Origin of the sequence: Hymenobacter sp., assembly GCF_031398885.1 — a bacterium.
In the GTDB taxonomy this organism is placed as follows: domain Bacteria; phylum Bacteroidota; class Bacteroidia; order Cytophagales; family Hymenobacteraceae; genus Hymenobacter.
This window is the reverse complement of record NZ_JANNOD010000021.1, coordinates 130,647-145,143: the sequence shown is the minus strand read 5'-3', so window position 1 is coordinate 145,143 and position 14,497 is coordinate 130,647. Positions and strand designations below refer to the sequence as shown.

Below are 14,497 nucleotides of genomic sequence, written 5' to 3'. Positions count from 1 at the left end.
AACTTATGATGTATAAAGCACAAATGTAACGCCGCGGTGTACGCTGCGCTTAATGAGGAATGAATAATGTGTAATGAGGAATTGGCAGTCGGTATTTCTACATTCCTCTTTCTTCATTCCTCATTAAGCGCAGCGTCCTACTCCGGCACGGCGATGTGCAGTAGGGCGTCGCCCTGGTTCACCACCGGCATGTAGTTCAGCCCGATGACGTAGCCACTCACCGGCGACTCCAGCCGCACGGCCTGCTGGCCGTAGGGGTCGGCCACGGAGCCGTAAATCTGGCCTTTTTCCACAAATTGCCCGTTCTCGACGTGGGCCCGGAACAGCCCCGCAAACCGCGCCCGCAGCCAGGTGTGCCGCCGGCAGATGATGCCGGGCCGGGCCGGCAGCGGGGCCGGCGGGCCCATGCCCAGGTGGTGCATCACGCGCAGGGTACCGGCCAGCGCCTCCTCAATGCCGGGCTCGTCCAGCCGCAGGCTTTCGCCGGTTTCGTACACGATGATGCGCTTGCCCAGCCCCTGCGCCGCCTCGCGCAACGACCCCGGCCGCAGGGCCGCGTGCAGCGTGAACGGCGCCCCAAACGCCGCCGCCATCGCGTCTACCTCGGGGTCAACACCCAACTGGCAGCGCACCTGCGGGAAGTTGGCCCGCGCCGCGCCGCCGGTGTGGAAGTCGATGCCGTAGTCAATCAGGGGCATGATTTCGCGCATGAAGCGGTGGGCCACGCGCCCGGCCAGCGACCCGCGCGGGAAGCCCGGAAACGAGCGGTTCACGTCCTTGCCATCGGGCACGTCGCGGCTGAAATTGAGGAAGCCGTAGATGTTGAGGATGGGAATGGCGATGACCGTGCCGCGCAGGGGCATCAGCAGCTCGCGGCGCACCAGCCGCCGGATGGTTTCGATGCCGTTGACCTCGTCGCCGTGCATGCCGCCCATGAGCAGCAGCGTGGGGCCGGGCTCCGGGGAGCGCAGCACGTGCACCGGCACGTCAATCACCGTGCCCGAGGGCAGCTTGGAGATGACGAGCCGCGTGAGCACCCGCTCGCCGGGCCTGATGGCGAGGCCGTTGAGGTGAAAAGCAGCAGCGGACGTGGGCATACGGTGAGCGGAGAAACGGGCAAGCTCCACGCCTCGGCAAGAAGGCGCGGGTTTGCCGGCGGCAAAGTGGGGGATGTTCGGGGTAAGTCGCGAGCCAACGGCGGCGGGGTCGTTGGGCAACCGGTGCGGGCCCCAATCGTTTCTCTTCGCGCCGGGCGCGCTTTACTTTCCCACCGGCACGTCCGGCTGCGCATCCACGGCCCGCGGCGCGTCTTTTTTAGCCTTGGGTTTGGTTTTCTTCCGCCCGGCGAGGTTGGTCGTGTATTCGATGATGCGGCCGGCAATGTCCTGGCGAGTGGCTTTCTCGATGCCTTCCAGGCCCGGCGACGAGTTTACCTCCAGCACCAACGGGCCGCGCTTGCTTTGCAGCATGTCGACGCCGGCCACGCTCAGGCCCAGGGCTTTGGCGGCGAGCAGGGCCGCGGCTTTTTCGGCGCGGCTGAGCTTGACCAGCGTGCCCACGCCGCCGCGGTGCAGGTTCGAGCGGAACTCGCCCTCCTTGCCCTGGCGCTTCATGGCGCCCACCACTTCGCCGTCGACCACGAAGGCGCGCAGGTCGGCGCCCCTGCTCTCGGCGATGAACTCCTGCACGATGATGCGGGCCTTGAGGTTGTGAAAGGCCTCAATGACCGACTGGGCGGCTTTTTCCGACTCGGCCAGCACCACGCCCAGGCCCTGGGTGCCCTCCAGCAGCTTGATGATGACCGGGGCCCCGCCCACCTGCTGCACCATGGCCGGTACGTCGGCCGAGAAGTTGGTGAAGGCCGTTTTGGGCATGCCCACGCCCGCCCGGCTCAGGATTTGCATCGAGCGGAGCTTGTCGCGCGAGCGCACGATGGCCTGGCTTTCCACGGCGGTGCGCACCTTCATCATCTCGAACTGCCGCACCACGGCCGTGCCGTAGAACGTAACCGAGGCCCCGATGCGCGGGATGATGGCGTCGATGCCCTCGATGCGCTCGCCCTGGTAAATAATGCCCGGGCGGCCTTTCTCCAGCACCAAGTTGCACTGCAAATGGTCGATGACCACCGCTTCGTGGCCCCGCACGGTGGCGGCATCCACCAGCCGCTGGGTGGAATAGGACTTCGGCTCACGCGAGAGAATGGCCAGTTTCATCTTTTCGGTGATGAGGTCATGGGGTGACGGGGTGAGGAAGTTTTCGGTGCCGAGCAGCTGGAATGAAGAAAAAACACCTTTCATTTCATCCCCTTCATCACTTCCTCACCTTTAACGAAGGTAAACTACGGCATAAACCCGGTCAGGGCCGGGCGCGGCGGGCGGCGGCGCGGGCCAGGGCCTTGTAGGAAAGGTTGCGCTTGGCCACGTCGACCACGAAGCGGCCCTGCCGCAACAGGCTGCGCCCCAGCAGCACGGGGTACTTCATGTCGGACCGGTCGGAGAGCGAAAATTCGGCTTCAAAATCTTGTCCGTACAGTCGCACCACCGCCCGAATAACGTACCGCTCCTGCACCTCGCCGTTGGACGAGCGGATGTCGCGCAGCGCGAAGTCGGTGAATGCCATGAGCCGGCCGTCGGCATCGGCGTGGCCGGGGTCGAGCAGGTGCACCACCAGCACCGGCCGCTGCTTGGCGTCGGTTTCCACGTGAATGTCGGTGCAGTGAATGGCGCTGGTGTAGGCGCCCGTGTCCACCTTAGCCTCCACGCCGCCGAGGGCGAAGGCCGGGAAATCAATCAGCTCGCGGCGGCCGAGCACGCGCTTGAGGGGGCGGTTCATGAAAATGAAGATAGGCGCGGCGTCGGCGTTACAGCGCAATGGTAAAAAAGAACGTCATGCTGAGCGCAGCCGAAGCATCTCGCTCGGGCTGGTAATTCAATCGTTCAACGATTAGAATTACTCCCCCACGCGAGATGCTTCGGCAAGCTCAGCATGACGTTCTTTACTTTAGACTTTCCCTACCCCGCGTACGAAATGCGGAAGATGGCCCCGCCCTGGTCGTCGCTCACCAGCATCGAGCCGTCGGGCAGCACCAGCAGGCACACGGGGCGGCCCCAGCTTTCCTGGCCCTGCAGCCAGCCTTCGGCGAAGGTTTCGTAGCCCTGGGTTTGGCGGCCGGCGGCGTCGAGCTTCACCATCGAGATGCGGTAGCCGATCTTCTTGCTGCGGTTCCAGGAGCCGTGCTCGGGAATGAAAATCTGGTTGCGGTACTGGGCCGGAAACTTGCTGCCGGTGTAGAACTTCATGCCCAGCGCGGCCACGTGGGCGCCCAGCTTGCGGGCGGGCGTGGTGTACATGTCGGGGGTTTTGCCGGCGCTCAGCTCGGGGTCGGCCACGTCGCCGGCGAAGTAATACGGAAAGCCGAAGTGCAGCCCGGCCTTGGGGGCCCGGTTCAGCTCGTCGGAGGGAATATTATCGCCGAGCAGGTCGCGGCCGTTGTCGGTAAACCACATTTCCTTGGTCACCGGGTGCCAGTCGAACCCCACTGTGTTGCGCACGCCCGTGGCCACGTTCTGGAAGCCCGAGCCGTCGGCCTTGAGCCGGTTGATGGTGCCAAAAATGGGCTGCTCGGGCTCGCAGGAATTGCAGGGCGCGCCCACCGGCACGTACAGCAGGCCGTCGGGCCCGAAGGCAATGTAGCGGTAGCCGTGCCAGGGGTTGTCGGGCAGCTTGTCGTACACCACCACTGGCTTGGGCGGGGTTTTCAGGTTGGCCGCGATGTTGTCGAGGCGGGTAATGCGGTTGATTTCGGCCACGTAGAGGCTGCCCTGGCGCACGGCCACGCCGTTGGGCGCGTTCAGACCGGTGGCAATGGTGAACACGGCGTCGGCCTTGCCGTCGCGGTTTTTGTCGGGTAGCGCGTACACCTTGCCCTTGGTGCCCTGCTCCTTAGTGCCCACGTACACCGTGCCGTCGGGGCCCAGGGCCAACTCGCGCGCGCCGGGCACGTTCTGGGCAAAGTAGCTGATGCGAAAGCCGGCGGGCAGCTTGATTTTGCTCAGGTTGGCTTCGGCGGCGGTGCGCGCGGGGGCCGGAGCAGACCTTTTAGCCGGGGCGGGAGCGGGGGCCAGCAGCAGCGGCGCGGCCAGCAGCGGGGCCAGCAGGGGCGATAAGTGGTTCATCATCATACCCGCACAAACTGCTACCCGCCGCCGAAGGTTGCACAGCCGGGCCCCGCGGCACACCCGGGCGCCCTATTTCACCACGAATTCCACCGGGGCGCTTCTGCGGCCGTTCGGGGCAATGGTTACGGCGCGCACCGTCAGCTGCTTGTTCAGGGGCACGGCCAGGGCTTTTGTGTAAAGCTCCGCGGTTTCGTCGGGCAGGTGGCCGTCCAGGGTGTAGCGAATCTGCGCGCCCGGCACCAGCGAGCGCAGCGTGAACACGGCCTTGCCGCCCTGGTCGGCCCGGCCCACGCTGTCGAGGCCCAGCGGCTCGGGCACGCGGTAGTGAATTTTCTGGCGGTCGAGCCGGGCGTACTGCTGGCCCAGGCGGGGCAGGAAGTCGGCGTAGCGCTTGTTGGCGGCGGGCGTCCAGGCCACTTCCGCCACGGCCAGCAAGCGCGGAAACAGCACGTACTCCACTTTTTCGGGAGTGGTGATGTACTCCGTCCACATGTTGGCCTGCGTCCCGACAATGTGCTTTTGCTGCTCCGGGGTCAGCTCCGAGGGCAGGGGGTTGAAGCTGTACACCTTCTCCAGGGGCAGGTAGCCGCCAATCATCAGCGGCTCGTAGGGGCTGTGCGGCAGCGGGTTTTGGCCGTAGTCCAGGTAGAGGTTGGTGGTTGGCGTCATCACCACGTCGTTGCCGCGCCGGGCGGCTTCGATGCCGCCTTTCTCGCCGCGCCAGCTCATCACGGTGGCGCTGGTGGAGATGCCGCCCTCCAGAATCTCGTCCCAGCCAATCAGCTTTTTGCCCTTGCTCTGCAAAAATTGCTCGATGCGGCGGTTGAACCAGCCCTGCACTTTCTCAACGTCGTCGTAGCCTTCCTTCTTCATGATTTCCTGCACCGCCGCGCTTTCCTTCCAGCGCGTCTTGGGCGCTTCGTCGCCGCCGATGTGGATGTAGCGGCCCGGAAACAACTGACACACCTCGGCCAGCACGTCCTCAAAAAAACGGAACGTCGGCTCGGTCGGGCACACGATGTCCTCGTTCACGCCCCATTTCGTCCAGGTTTCGTAGGGGCCCGGCCGGCACGCCAGCTCGGGGTAAGCGGCCAGGATGGCCACCGAATGGCCCGGCATCTCGATTTCGGGCACGATGGTCACGTACCGCTTTTGGGCGTAGGCCACCACGTCCCGAATCTGCTCCTGGGTGTAAAAGCCGCCGTGGGGCGTGGCGTCGTACTTAAACTCGGCCGGGGTTTTGAACAGCTGCTGGGCCCCAATCAGGGTTTCCTTGCGAAACGCGCTGACCTGCGTCAGCTTGGGGTATTTTTTGATTTCAATGCGCCAGCCCTGGTCGTCGGTCAGGTGCCAGTGAAACGTGTTGAGCTTGTAGGTGGCGAGGAAGTCGATGTACTTCTTGACTACCGCGACCGGGAAAAAATGCCGGCTCACGTCGAGCATCGCGCCCCGCCACCGAAAAGCCGGCTGGTCGGCGATGCGCACGTACGGCACGGCCGCCGGGCCCGCGGCGGGCCGGGCCGGCAGCAGCTGCAGCAGCGTCTGGCTGCCGTAGAACAAGCCCGCGCCACCCGCCGCCGCAATGCCAATGCCGGTCTTATCAACCACCAGCCGGTAGCCTTCGGGGTGGGGCATGGCGGCGGTTTCCAGGCGAATCTGCGCGGCCTGGCGGTTGGTCGTCAGCACCGCCGTTTTGCCCAGCTGCGCGAGCATTTCCTTTAGCAGCCCCGCCACGTTAAGCTCGTCTTTGCTGCGGGCGTAAATGCTAATGTTGTTCGGCAGCGCGTAGGTGCACGCGGAAGCTTTTACTTCGAGCGGCAGCGGCACCAGGCCCAGGGGCGGGGCCGGCACTTGCTTCGGCTGGGCCGCCGCCGTTCCGCCGGCCAGCAAGGCCAAGGTCAATAGGTTACTGATTCGAATTTTTGACTGCAAGGCCGAAAACATGGAAAGGCGTTATGTGAATGAAATAGCGGCCTCAAATAGCCGCAAGCGCGGCCCCGCGTGGCGCGTGGTGGGCCGCCCGGCAGAAGAAGCTTCTACTTTATTTGCGGCGAAGCTTTTTTGCCGGGCGGCCCACAATCCTTTATTTATCCCAGTACACCCGGCCGCTGAGGTTATCACCGCCCGCTACGGCCCCGCTGGCGGCCTGGTAGTTAACCGGGTTGCTGGTGATTTCCGACGTTGGGTAGGGGAAGCGGCGCGGAATCTGGCCGTTGGTGGCATTGTTGGGGAAAACGACCGGCGTGAGCGCCGGGAAGCCGCTGCGGCGCCAGTTCGCCCACGACTCGTAGAAGTTCAGCAGGGTGTTCGTCAGTACCCAGTACTGCGTGTTAATCTGTTCCAGCCCCTTCGCGGCATCATACGGGTTGGCCACCAGGTAGGCGCTGGCATCGGCATCGGGCACGGCTAGGGCCGGGTCGTACTGGCTGAGGCAGGTGATGGCGGCCGTTACGCCGCTGGCGTAGCGCTGCGCGGCATTTCCCAGCCCCCAACGCTGGGCGGCCTCGGCCAGCAGCAGCTCCGACTCGCCGTACGTGAGCACGAACGTGGGACCGGTGCGCTTAATCATGCCCGGGCTGGGCGACGAATAATCGGGAAACCCGGTGAAGCTGGGGTCGCCCGACACGTCGAAGCCGGCCCGGCCGCTCAAGTCTTTGCCGTTGGGCAGGCCCTTCTGCACCGCCGGGGTCGACACGGCCGCCGGGTTCTGGGTTTTGCCACCTTCCGTCAGGTACAGCTTGGTCACCGCCACCTTGGCAAGGCGCGGGTCATTCGTATTTTTCAAGTAATCGATGAAGGTCTTCGACCACTTCACGTAGTAATTCTCCAGGCCACCGTCGCCCAGCAAAATCTGGCTATTACGGTTTTGGGTTACCCGGGAGCCGGCCACGTCGTGCAGCACGTAGGCGTTGTCGCCGTTGTCCCGCATGGTTTTGCCCTGCACCTGGGTCGCGTACAGCTTCGCCTTGTCCGGGTCGGCCTTAGTCAAGCGCATGGCCATGCGCAACAGCAGGGTGTTGCCCAGCCGCTGCCACTGCGCTACGTTGCCCTTGTAAAACACGTCGCCCGTCGCGAGGTCGGCGGCCGGGTCCAGAGCGGCAGTAGCCTCGTCCACTTCCTTCAGCAAGTCGGCGTAGATGTCCTGCTGCTTGTCATACTTGGGCGTGATGATGCCTTTGTAGTAGCCCTGGCCCGCTTCGGTGTAGGGCACATCGCCGTACAGGTCCGTGATGCGCTCCATAATCAGGGCGCGCATGATGCGGCCAATCTGGTGCAGGTTTTTATACTTGTCCTTTCCCCTGGTAGATTCCACCAGGTCGGTGATGGGCTTCACCTGCTCGACGTACGCGCCCACGGTGGTTCCGCCCCAGTAGGCGGCCGTGTAGGCTTCGTTGAGCAAGTATTTGTCGCCCGCCCAATAGCTCAGCACCGTCGACATGCCCTGCATCATGGTGGAGCTGTAAATCAGGTTGGCGCGCCAAGTGTCGTAGGCGAAGTCAGTGCTGCCCGCATACCCCAGTTGTGCCGTGGTTAGCAGGTAGTTGGCATCGAAAGTTGCCTGGTTATAAGTCGAAGGGTTGGTGTTGATGTCCTCAAAATCCTTGGTGCAGCCGCCGCTCAGCAGCAGGGCGGCCACCGCCAGCGCGGTGTACTTATTAGGGAAGTTTTTCATGGCGTAGCAGGTTGGGATGGACCCGTTTTGAAGTGGTTAGAATTTGGCGCTCAGGTTAGCCCCAAACGTCCTGGTCGGGGGCACGCCCCCCAGCTCCAGGCCCTGCGAGAAGGCGTTGTAGCTGCCTTCGGGGTCGACGTTGTCCGTCAAGCGTCGGATAAAAAACAGGTTCCGGGCCACCAGGCTCAGCGTCAGCCGCTGCACTTTGTTGCCGAACAGGGCGCTGGGGAACGAGTAGCCCAGGCTCAACTGGCGCAGCTTGATGAAGCTGGCGTCCTGCACAAAATCCTTGGACACGTTGTTGGCCAGCGTGCCGTAGTAGGTGGCGGCGTCAATGTCTTCCGAGCCGAACGTGCCTTCGCGGTTCACCAGGGTTTCTTTGCGCAGGCCGAATATCGTGGCGTAGTAGTCGGTGGCCGAGAAAATCTTGGCCCCGAATTTCCCGTCAATCAGCACTCCCAGATTGAAGCCTTTGTAGGTAAAATCGTTGTTCCAGCCGCCAGTCCAGGGGTGGAAAGCCGTGCCATAGGAAGTAAGATTACCGCGGGCCGGTACGCCGTTGGTGGTCAACTCAATGCTGCCGTCCGGCCCAAACTTGTTGTCGTAAGCCAGCACCTGCCCGAACGGCTTGCCCACCACCTGCCCTACAAACCCCACGCCCGAGCGCGAGGTGGCGTACACCGACTGCTTCTGGCCGGCGGCCAGCGAGAGCACGGTGTTTTTGTTGTAGGCCCCGTTGAGAGAGGAGGTCCAGGTGAAGGCGCCGGTTTTTACCGGCACGAAGGTCAGCAGCATTTCCACGCCTTTGTTTTCCATCTCGCCCGAGTTTAGCACGGCACCCTGGTAGCCCGAGCTGATGGAGGCCGGGGCAAAGACAATTTCCTTGTTCGACTTCTTCTGATAATAGGTGAGGTCCAGGCGCAGGCGGTTTTGTAAAAAGGCCAGCTCCGTGCCCACTTCTATCTCAGTAGCTTCTGAGGGTCGCAGCCTTTGATTCGGAATATTGACGTTGTCGGGGCTAATGGTACCCAACGGCTGGCCAAGGATTGTAGCGGGCAGAAATGCGTAGCTCAACTGCGTCTGGAAGGGCAAGGTAGCTTGGCTCACTTCCGAGTATCCCCCCCTGATTTTGCCGAAGGACAAGAACTCCGGCTTCCACAGCTCGGAGAACACGAACGAGGCGCTCACGCCCGGCGTCGTGTTATACAGCTTGGAGCCAATGCCGGGCGAGGCCAGCGTCGAAAACCAGTCGCGGCGTACCGTGGTGGTCAAAAACAGGAACTCCCGGTAAGCGAATTCCATCGAACCATAAAGAGACTGCACTTCCTGGTCGCTGGGAAAAACCTGGGAGGCCTTATTCTTGGCGTTGTTGATGCTGTTGACGCCAAAAATAGCCAGGTCGTTGCCGATGGTCTGCAAGGTTTCTGACTTGGTGCGGCGGTAGCTGGCCCCCAGGTTGGGGGTAATGGTGAAGTCCGACCCGGCGGTAAAGGCTTTGCCCACCAGCCCGTCCGCGTTCAGGTCCGTAAACTGCGTGGTCACCTCGGTGACTCTGCCCGTCGTCAGGTAAGCCGTGCCCGAGGGCGTCACGGCGGTGAACCGGTCGGTGTAGCCGTCGCGGCCCACCCGGCCCTGCAAAAACAAGCCGTTGTCGAGGACGTAGCGCGCGGTCACCGTCGAGAGCAGCCGTTCGCGCTTGGTGTCGTTGACGAAGTTGTTGGCGGCAAAATAAGGGTTGGTATTGTAGATGTTGCCCGAGTTGAAGATTAGCTCGGTGCCGTCCGACTTGGTGCCCGGCTTCAGGTCTCGCACGTCCAGGCTGGTGGGCAGAAACGCTACGTTGAAATTGGCGTTGCCGGCGCCGTCGGCCAGAATGGGCCGGTTCTGGGCCTGCTCCAGAATGTAGTTGGCGCGCGCGTCAATGGTCAGCCGCTTGTAGGGTTCGAAGGTGCCCGCAAAATTGAAAGTCTGGCGGTCCAGCCCCGAGTTTGGCACCACGGCCTTGTTGGTCAGGTTGCTGGCCGACAGGCGCACCGCGCCGCCCGTGAAGCTCTTGTTGAACGCGAGGGTATTGGTCCAGCTGCCGCCCGTGCGGTAGAAATTTTTCAGGTTGTCTTTCTGCGCGACATACGGCCGCAACGTCCCGTCGAACTGCACCACGTCGGAGCCATCGAGCCGGGCGCCCCAGCTGGAATTGCCGACCTGCGCGGCGCCCACCGCCGTGGTGGGCTTCGCGTTATTGGCGCCCTGGCCGTACTCGTACTGCCAGTCGGTGAGGTTGTAGATTTGTTCGCCCACGTAGTTGCTGTTGAGCTCCACGCCGTCGTTGCCCTTGGCGCTTTTGGTCGTGATGAGAATAACGCCAGCCTTGGCTCGATAGCCGTACAGGGCCGAAGCCGCGGCCCCCTTCAGCACCGAAATCGTCTCGATGTCGTCGGGGTTGATGTTTGAGATGGCATCGCCCAGGTCGGGCGAGTTGTCGTATTGGCCGCCGGTATTGGCCACGCTGGGCTGGCTTTCCATGGGCACCCCGTTGACGACGTACAGCGGCTGGTTGGTCTGGTTGAGGCTCGACACGCCCCGGATGAGGACGTTGCTGGACGAGCCGGGGCCGCCCGCCGTCGAGTTCACGTTCAGGCCGGCCACTTTGCCCACCAGCGAGTTCGCCACGTTGGTTTCCCGCGCCTGCGTCAGGGTTTCCCCCCGCACTTCGGTCACCGAGTAGCCCAGGGTTTTGCGCTCCCGCGACACGTTCAGGGCCGTCACCACCACCTCATTCAGCGCCTCGCTGCTTTCGCTCAGCACCACGTCGATAACCGACTGCCCCCCCACGCGAATCGTTTGCGGCTGGTAGCCCACGGACGAAATCACGAGGGCCGCGGTGTCGGCGGCCGTCACCGAGAAGTTGCCTCCCGCGTCGGTGCTGGCGCCCTGCGTGGTTCCCCGCACCAGCACCGTCACCCCCGGCAGGGCCCCGTTTTTAGCGTCGGTCACCTTTCCAGTCACCGTTCTGGTCTGCGCGTGCAGCACGCACTGCAGGCCCAGGAGCAGCAGGAAGGTGAGTAAAGTACATTTTTTCATAGCCTTGGAGGTTGGTTTTAGGTGAAAAGATGAAAACGGGCAACGCAACTTCGGCCTCCCTTTTTTGGCGAGTAGTCGGCCATTTCACTCGCTTCCTCACGCGGTAGTCACCGCGTACGCGGCTGCCTTGTGCGCCCGCAAAGCGTGACCTTTTACCGCAAAAAATACGATGTACAGATAGCACGGCACGAGCACCAGGTAGGCGTACTGCACGCCCACCACTTCCCCCGCTTTGCCGTACAAATAGGGCAGAATGGCCCCGCCCCCGATGCCCATCACCAGCAGGGCCGAGCCTTGCTCCGTGAAGCTCCCCAGCCCCTTGATGCTCAGCGGGAAAATGGCCGGCCACATCAGGGCGTTGGCCAGCCCGAGCAAGGCCACGAACAGCACCGAGACGTAGCCGTGCGTGAAAACAATGCCCCCGGTGAAAACGACACCGACCAATGCGCATATTTTAAGCGCGGCCTGCTGGCTGACGTATTTGGGAATCGTGGCCACGCCGATGAAGTACCCCGCCAGCATTGCCAGCAGGGTGAGCGAGGTGAAATTTCTGGCCACGTCCAACCCGATGCCCTGCGCGCGGCCGTACTGCGTGATGGTGTCGCCGGCAATGACTTCGGCCCCCACGCAACAGAAAATAGCTCCCACGCCCAGCATCAGATGGGGAAAATCGGTGATGCTGTGGGCGGTTTGTGCCGGCGCGGCGTCCGCCTCGGCGCCGGCCTGGTCAATTTCCGGCAGGCCCGACAGCTTGATGAGCAGCGCCAGCACCACCAGTACCGCGGCCATCACGAGGTAAGGAAATATCACCCGGCTGGCCATTTCATCCAGGGTGGCCGCCCTTTGCGCGGCCGTGATTGGGCCGGCCAGCTGCTGTTCCAGTTGCGAAGCCCCCTTCAGCACCACCGCCCCCAGAATAATCGGGCTCAGCGCGCCCGCCACCTTGTTGCAAATCCCCATGATGCTGATGCGCCGCGCCGCGCTCTCGATGGGCCCCAGAATGCTGGCGTAGGGGTTGGAAGCCGTTTGCAGCAGGGCCAGCCCCGCCCCCTGCACGAACAGCCCGGCCAGGAACAGCGGAAACGCCCGGGCCTGGGCCGCCGGCACAAACAGCCCCGCCCCCGCCGCCATCACCACCAACCCCAGCGCCATGCCGTTTTTGAACCCCACCCGCCGCAGAATAAGCGAGGACGGAATGGCCAGAAACACGTAGGCGATATAGAAAGCAAACGTGACCAGCAACGCCTGCGCGTACGTCAGCTCGCAAGCTATTTTCAGGAACGGAATCAGCGTCCCGTTGAGCCAGGTGATAAAGCCAAAAATGAAAAACAGCGCGCCGATAATGACCAGCGGGGGCACGGCGCTCGTACGTTGATTGACCATGGCAAACGGGGGTTTTGCGCCCAATGAGGTGACGGCGTCATCGCCGGAAAACGACTACATGAAGCGGTGCCGCACGAAGGCCTCGATGGCTTCGTACTCGGCCAGTCCCAGCTGGTCGTAGAACTTGGCGGTGGCCCGGTTGCGGTCTTCGGAGCGCTGCCAGAACTCGCGCTTGTCGTTGCCCGGAAACACCGCGCTGTCCTTCTGCGACTGGTGCTTGAAAATGGCTTTCCGCTTGCGCATCAGTTCTTCGGGGCTGATGGGCACGGCCATTTCCACGGCCTCCACGCCCCACTCCTGCCACGCCCCGCGGTACAGCCACAGGTAGCAGTCGTTCACCCACGCGTCCTGGCCCTTGAGGCGTTCCAGGGCCGCGAAAATGGCGTCCAGGCACACCCGGTGGGTGCCGTGCGGGTCGCGCAGGTCGCCGGCGGCAAAAATCTGGTGCGGCTGCACTTCCCGCAGAATGCCCACCACGGCCTGGATGTCGGCTTCGCCCAACGGCTTTTTCTGCACGCGCCCCGTTTCGTAAAAAGGCATATTCATGAAATGCACGTTGGCCTCCCGCACGCCGCAGTAGCGGCAGGCCGCCGCCGCCTCGCCCTTCCGAATGAGGGCCTTGATGTCCTGCACCGCCGGGCTGTCTTCTTCGCCCAGTTTTTTGTGGTTCAAAAACGCGACGATTTCCTCGTATTCCGCGCGCATTTTGTCCACGTTCATGTCGAGTTTTTTGGAAAAGTCACTCGCAAAACCGTACGCGAAATCAGCAAACCGCCGGGCGTCGTCGTCGAACACCGCGATGTTACCCGAGGTCTGGTACGCCACGTGCACGTCGTGGCCCTGGTCGACGAGGCGCAGCAGCGTACCGCCCATCGAAATCACGTCGTCGTCGGGGTGCGGACTGAAAATCAGCGACCGTTTAACGGCCGGCTCGGCCCGTTCGGGCCGCTTGGAATCGTCGGAATTGGGCTTGCCGCCCGGCCACCCCGTGATGGTGCGCTGAATGGCGTTGAACACCGTGATGTTGAGGCTGTAGGCGCTGCCCGCCTCCAGCAGCAGGTCGTTCAGGCTGCCGTCTTTGTAGTCCTCGTCGGTCAGTTTCAGGATGGGCTTTTGCGTTTTCAGGCTCAGCCAGATGACTGCCCGCCGAATCAGGGCGTCGTCCCAGGCGCACATGCCCACCAGCCACGGCGTTTTGATGCGCGTGAGCTCCCCGGCGGCCCACTCGTCCACCACCACCCGCACGTTGGGGTGCTGCTGCAGGAAAGAAGCCGGCACTTCGTCCGAAATCTTTCCTTCCACGGTCTCCTTCAGTATCGTGGCCTTGCCCTCGCCCCAGGCCAGCAAAATGATTTTGCGGGCCTTCATAATCGTGCCCACGCCCATGGTGAGCGCGCGCAGCGGCACGTATTCTTCCTTGATAAAGTCCTTAGCCGCGTCGGTAATCGTCAGCGGGTCGAGCTTCACCAGCCGCGTGGTTGAGGTGCTGGCCGAGCCCGGCTCGTTGAAGCCGATGTGCCCGGTGCGCCCAATGCCGAGCAGCTGCAAGTCCAGGCCGCCGCAGTCTTCAATCTTTTGCTCGTACGCCTGGCAATACTCTTTTACTCTCTCAATCGGCAGCCGGCCATCGGGGATGTTAATGTTCTCGGGCCGAATGTCGACGTGCCGGAACAACTGCTCGTGCATGAAACAGACGTAGCTCTGCAGCTCGTCCGGCTGCATGGGGTAGTACTCGTCCAGGTTGAAGGTGATGACGTTTTCAAAGCTCAGGTTCTCGTGCTTGTGCAAGCGAATCAGCTCCTTGTACACGTCAATTGGCGACGAGCCGGTGGCCAGGCCGAGCACGGCATTCTCGCCTTTTTTTTGCTTGGCCCGAATGAGTCGGGCAATTTCCTGGGCCACGCTAACGGCGCCGTCTTGTGCTTCCTTGAAAATTGCCACGGGCAGCTTTTCGAAGGTCGTTTCCGGGTAGTTGAGGACTTCCATAGCGGGTGGTGGGAATTGAAAGAATTTCAAAGTATTAGGCGTTTCAGCCGCGGGCTCTAACTATCAGGCATTTCCGCATATTCCACCTCTCGTCCGACTGGCCGTCAGCGGCCCGCAACTGGAATCGAGGCGGGGTGGTGAACCGGCGCTCACGGCAAGGGCGCTGCGCGCCGGCCCGCCGCGGGCAAGGCAAGTG

The 14,497-nt window shown here is 62.9% G+C and carries 9 protein-coding genes; all 9 read right to left on the bottom strand.

What is annotated here, in order from left to right:
• Window positions 1-137 precede the first annotated feature (137 nt).
• Complete coding sequence (locus RMO51_RS03395) at window positions 138-1,097, bottom strand: succinylglutamate desuccinylase/aspartoacylase family protein (RefSeq protein WP_310391993.1); 960 nt, start codon at window positions 1,095-1,097, stop codon at window positions 138-140.
• Window positions 1,098-1,259: 162 nt separating this feature from the next.
• The gene (gene rimK / locus RMO51_RS03390; protein ID WP_310391999.1) at window positions 1,260-2,213 is read right to left on the bottom strand and encodes a 30S ribosomal protein S6--L-glutamate ligase; all 954 of its coding nucleotides are present in this window, start codon (window positions 2,211-2,213) and stop codon (window positions 1,260-1,262) included.
• A gap of 142 nt (window positions 2,214-2,355) precedes the next feature.
• Window positions 2,356-2,832, bottom strand: coding sequence for a RimK/LysX family protein (locus RMO51_RS03385; RefSeq protein WP_310391991.1), 477 nt, complete (start codon window positions 2,830-2,832; stop codon window positions 2,356-2,358).
• A gap of 179 nt (window positions 2,833-3,011) precedes the next feature.
• Window positions 3,012-4,178, bottom strand: a complete 1,167-nt coding sequence (locus RMO51_RS03380; RefSeq protein WP_310391989.1) for a PQQ-dependent sugar dehydrogenase — start codon at window positions 4,176-4,178, stop codon at window positions 3,012-3,014.
• 69 nt (window positions 4,179-4,247) lie between these two features.
• Window positions 4,248-6,080: a family 20 glycosylhydrolase gene (locus tag RMO51_RS03375; RefSeq protein WP_310391987.1), complete on the bottom strand. Its 1,833-nt coding sequence runs from the start codon at window positions 6,078-6,080 to the stop codon at window positions 4,248-4,250.
• A gap of 181 nt (window positions 6,081-6,261) precedes the next feature.
• Window positions 6,262-7,851 (bottom strand): SusD/RagB family nutrient-binding outer membrane lipoprotein, encoded by a 1,590-nt coding sequence (locus tag RMO51_RS03370; RefSeq protein WP_310391986.1) that lies wholly within the window; start codon window positions 7,849-7,851, stop codon window positions 6,262-6,264.
• Window positions 7,852-7,887: 36 nt separating this feature from the next.
• A complete protein-coding gene (locus RMO51_RS03365; RefSeq protein ID WP_310391984.1) occupies window positions 7,888-10,932 on the bottom strand; it encodes a SusC/RagA family TonB-linked outer membrane protein in 3,045 nt (1,014 codons plus the stop codon).
• Between the two features lie 96 nt (window positions 10,933-11,028).
• Complete coding sequence (locus RMO51_RS03360; protein WP_310391983.1) at window positions 11,029-12,315, bottom strand: sugar MFS transporter; 1,287 nt, start codon at window positions 12,313-12,315, stop codon at window positions 11,029-11,031.
• A gap of 54 nt (window positions 12,316-12,369) precedes the next feature.
• Window positions 12,370-14,301 (bottom strand): glucosamine-6-phosphate deaminase, encoded by a 1,932-nt coding sequence (gene nagB, locus RMO51_RS03355; protein ID WP_310391981.1) that lies wholly within the window; start codon window positions 14,299-14,301, stop codon window positions 12,370-12,372.
• Between the last annotated feature and the right edge of the window lie 196 nt (window positions 14,302-14,497).

What these genes read in the sequence shown, in the direction of transcription:
- RMO51_RS03360 (WP_310391983.1), bottom strand. Translation starts at nt 12,315, where the DNA reads ATGGTCAATCAACGTACGAGCGCCGTGCCCCCGCTGGTCATTATCGGC.
- rimK (WP_310391999.1), bottom strand. Translation starts at nt 2,213, where the DNA reads ATGAAACTGGCCATTCTCTCGCGTGAGCCGAAGTCCTATTCCACCCAG.
- RMO51_RS03365 (WP_310391984.1), bottom strand. Translation starts at nt 10,932, where the DNA reads ATGAAAAAATGTACTTTACTCACCTTCCTGCTGCTCCTGGGCCTGCAG.
- RMO51_RS03380 (WP_310391989.1), bottom strand. Translation starts at nt 4,178, where the DNA reads ATGATGAACCACTTATCGCCCCTGCTGGCCCCGCTGCTGGCCGCGCCG.
- RMO51_RS03385 (WP_310391991.1), bottom strand. Translation starts at nt 2,832, where the DNA reads ATGAACCGCCCCCTCAAGCGCGTGCTCGGCCGCCGCGAGCTGATTGAT.
- RMO51_RS03370 (WP_310391986.1), bottom strand. Translation starts at nt 7,851, where the DNA reads ATGAAAAACTTCCCTAATAAGTACACCGCGCTGGCGGTGGCCGCCCTG.
- nagB (WP_310391981.1), bottom strand. Translation starts at nt 14,301, where the DNA reads ATGGAAGTCCTCAACTACCCGGAAACGACCTTCGAAAAGCTGCCCGTG.
- RMO51_RS03395 (WP_310391993.1), bottom strand. Translation starts at nt 1,097, where the DNA reads ATGCCCACGTCCGCTGCTGCTTTTCACCTCAACGGCCTCGCCATCAGG.